The sequence below is a fragment of the Mycobacterium sp. genome (assembly GCF_049280035.1).
Taxonomy (GTDB): domain Bacteria; phylum Actinomycetota; class Actinomycetes; order Mycobacteriales; family Mycobacteriaceae; genus Mycobacterium.
The window spans coordinates 1-2,913 of sequence record NZ_JBAPPI010000613.1 but is presented as its reverse complement, the minus strand read 5'-3'; the positions used below and the strand labels follow the sequence as shown (position 1 = coordinate 2,913).

The 2,913-nt window shown below is 64.1% G+C and carries 6 protein-coding genes; 3 read left to right on the top strand and 3 right to left on the bottom strand.

The features are described 5' to 3' along the window. Together WAN71_RS19775 and WAN71_RS19770 are read left to right on the top strand one after the other, a co-directional pair. The coding region (locus tag WAN71_RS19775) for an RES domain-containing protein (RefSeq protein WP_422226953.1) at positions 1-496 on the top strand (496 nt) is incomplete at its 5' end. Positions 497-500: 4 nt separating this feature from the next. Then, positions 501-986: a hypothetical protein gene (locus tag WAN71_RS19770; RefSeq protein WP_422226952.1), complete on the top strand. Its 486-nt coding sequence runs from the start codon at positions 501-503 to the stop codon at positions 984-986. Here the strand turns inward: WAN71_RS19770 and WAN71_RS19765 are convergent. Genes WAN71_RS19765 through WAN71_RS19755 form a run of 3 tightly spaced genes read right to left on the bottom strand, consistent with a single transcriptional unit; the run spans position 983 to position 2,393 of the window. Further along, a complete protein-coding gene (locus WAN71_RS19765) occupies positions 983-1,729 on the bottom strand; it encodes a Mut7-C RNAse domain-containing protein (RefSeq protein WP_422226951.1) in 747 nt (248 codons plus the stop codon). The genes WAN71_RS19770 and WAN71_RS19765 overlap by 4 nt on opposite strands. A gap of 50 nt (positions 1,730-1,779) precedes the next feature. Next, positions 1,780-2,184, bottom strand: coding sequence for a type II toxin-antitoxin system VapC family toxin (gene vapC / locus WAN71_RS19760; RefSeq protein WP_422226950.1), 405 nt, complete (start codon positions 2,182-2,184; stop codon positions 1,780-1,782). Continuing rightward, entirely contained in the window at positions 2,181-2,393 is a 213-nt protein-coding gene (locus tag WAN71_RS19755) for a type II toxin-antitoxin system VapB family antitoxin (RefSeq protein WP_422226949.1), read from the bottom strand. Before WAN71_RS19755 ends, vapC begins: the two co-directional genes overlap by 4 nt. Before the next feature lie 83 nt (positions 2,394-2,476). On the opposite strand from WAN71_RS19755, the gene WAN71_RS19750 reads away from it, so the two are divergent. After that, positions 2,477-2,913: nitroreductase/quinone reductase family protein (locus WAN71_RS19750; protein WP_422226948.1), on the top strand; the 437-nt coding region annotated here is incomplete at its 3' end.

The window sequence follows — 2,913 nt, the reverse complement described above, 5'->3', positions numbered from 1 at the left end:
CTGGACCGGCTTCCCGCACCCGCGCTACCGATTCGATCCGGAGTCCGGTGCTTTCCGAACCCGTTATGCCGCAAGCACTCTCGTCGGCGCATTCCGCGAGCGCTATCGGCCGACGGGACTGATGATTCCGGCCGACCACGCGACCCACTACCTGGTGCGACTGGTCGCCGCCCGCCACGTGCGGGTCCTGGACCTGCGCACCGAGGCGAACCTCGATGTCCTTCGCGTCGACGACCAGATCAACACCGGCCAGCACCCCGACGTGTGGGACACCTGCCACCGGCTCGCCGACGCCGTCAAGCGGTGGTGGCCCGAGCCCGATGCCCTAGATGCGCTGGTGTACCGACCGCGCACCACACCGGAGACCTCGGTCAACTACGCCTTCTTTGCCCTCGACGCGTTTACCGCCGAGTCGTGGCCGCTGGCCGAGCGCGCCGATGTGCTCAGCAATCTGGTCCTGCACCACGGCTTTACCGTCGGCTGGGAGCTACCCTGAGGACATGACCGAACAGTCGAACCCGATCACCGTCTCGCACCCATCCGAGGCGTTCCTGCGCGTCGTCAACCCGTTCATGAAACTGCTGCTGCGCACCCCATTCGCGGGTCCGGCACGCAACCAGCTCATGGTGGTCAACTTCACCGGGCGCAAGAGCGGACGCCCGTACTCACTTGTGTTGAGCGCCCATCTAATCGACGGCATTCTCTATGCGATGACCGGCGCGACCTGGAAGAGCAACTTCCGCGACGGTGCCGCGGCACAGGTCTTGCACGATGGCAAGACGACCACGATGCGCGGCGAGCTCATTACGGACAAGGCGCACGTCGCCGATCTCTTTGCACGCTGCGCAGAGTCCTACGGTGTCAAGCGCGCAGAGCGCGTGATGGGGTTGGGCTTCCGCGATCATCAAATGCCGACCCACGATCAGTTCGCCGAGGCCGTCGAACAGCTGAACCTCAGGGCGATCCGCTTTACCCCGGCCAGCTAGAGCTGGCCGCGGAGTCGCTCGACGAGGCCGAGCAGCCGCGCATAGTGTGACCCGGCCCAGTAGATGCGCCCACAGTCTGCGCAGCGGCTGAATTCCTCGTAGTAGCCGCGGGTCAACGGCTCGAGGTCGTCGATCACCTCGTCCTTGGAAACGGTTGCCAGGCTGCCGTTGCAGCGGACACACCGGGTCAACGGCGCCAGCCGTTCACGCAGATCCAGTCGCCGGATCACCTCGAGCGTCTGCTGCTCGGGCTGCTCGGAGTGCACGAACAGCCCATGGCCGATCGCCCGACGCTTGAGCAGGCCGCGGTCTCGGGTCAGCAGGATCCGTTGCTGCTCAAGGCTGATCTCGGCCAGGCTCTGGTCGTCGGCGTCGCTGGACCACCACACGTCGAAGCCGAGCACCCGCAGCATTCGCGCCAGCCGGCCGAGGTTGACGTCGACCACGAAGCGCGGATCGCGCAGCGGGGTCGGCCGCAACCTGGCCGTCGACCCGATGTCGAACGCCTCGAACATCGGGTAGGCGGCGATGCGGTCGCCGGTGGTCGGGCGGTGCGAGAAGTCCTCCGGATCACCGTTCACCAGGATCAGGTCGATCTCGGTGTGCGGAATGCCCATCGCCTCCAGCACATCCTTGACGGTCTGGTGGCTGCGGAACGGACGGCGCACCGTCACACCGCGCGACTCGGGCGTCAAGAAATCGTTGAGCTCGGCGTAAGCGCGCACGTCCACGTAGCCGACCATTCCCCATGCTCTCTCTTGGGGTGGCCACGCGCAATCAACCCCGCCCGGCTTTATCGAAACGAAGTTGACTTGAGTGTGGTCATCCTCGCGATGACGTCAAAGTCTGCGTCTCGGTGCACAATCCGCGCTTCGTGGCGAATCGCGACAGCGGCGATCAAACAGTCATTGAGACTCCGGATCGTCTGGCCCGCACGCCGCGCGGCGCGGTAGATACCAGCTGCCGCCCGAAAGTCAATGGCGTTGTCCACACTTAATGACGGCAGACCGTTAACCAGCTGCTCAAGCTTTGCGTGTCGGCTGTCGTCGACGGCCCCGGACAGAATCTCCATAGCGATGGGCTCACACATTGCGACCTCAGTTGCCTCGTCGGACAGAAGCCGGCGTACCTCAGCGGCAGCAGGCGAGCCGGTCGCTCGGAAGTATTCGATCCAAGCGGAGCTATCGACGAGAATCATCCGAATTCGTCTGGCCGCTCGCTTCGAAGGTCTGCAAGATCGCCTTCCCAGCCGAGCCCTTCGAGACTGAGGAGGAACTCACGGCTCAGCGGGGCGCCGACTAGCCGACGCAGCGCGAGGTCAACGGCCGCTTTCTTTGTCGTCACGCCGAACCTGCGCATCACCTCGGCGGTCAATTCGTCATCGAGATCGATGTTGGTACGAGACATACACCAATCATACACCTACGATGCACGTCCGCCTTCGGCGTGAGGGTTGCGCAGCATCGCTGTGCACGCGAATGATCAAGCTCATGACAGCGGATCCAGCAGCGCAGCTTCCGAAACATAAGCGGCTACTGCGCAGCGCACGAAGTGGAGCGATCCTCAGCTCGCTGATGCTTCCGGCGGTCCAGCTATCGCCACCCGCCGGATACGGTGTGGTCACGACGACGGGTCGAAAGACTGGCAAGCGGCGACGCAAGTGCGTCCGCGTCATCCGCCGCGGTGATCGTGCTTACCTGGTTCAGTTGGTTCCCCCGCAGATTGCGCTGACCCGTCCCGGCGCGGTTAGCAGCTGGCTATTGAACATCCGCGCAAATCCCCATGTACTGCTGCGCATCAACGGCGGATCGTTTCACGGAATCGCCCGCGAAATCACTGACCCCGCCGAACTTGACGTGGCGCGTTCCGTGCTGTGCGACAGCGTGTTCCCCACCGATTACGCCGAAGCCGGGTTACATCTGCGGGG

Excerpts from the sequence above, each read along its gene's own strand:
- WAN71_RS19755 (WP_422226949.1), bottom strand. The coding sequence starts at position 2,393 with ATGTCTCGTACCAACATCGATCTCGATGACGAATTGACCGCCGAGGTG.
- WAN71_RS19765 (WP_422226951.1), bottom strand. The coding sequence starts at position 1,729 with ATGGTCGGCTACGTGGACGTGCGCGCTTACGCCGAGCTCAACGATTTC.
- vapC (WP_422226950.1), bottom strand. The coding sequence starts at position 2,184 with ATGATTCTCGTCGATAGCTCCGCTTGGATCGAATACTTCCGAGCGACC.
- WAN71_RS19770 (WP_422226952.1), top strand. The coding sequence starts at position 501 with ATGACCGAACAGTCGAACCCGATCACCGTCTCGCACCCATCCGAGGCG.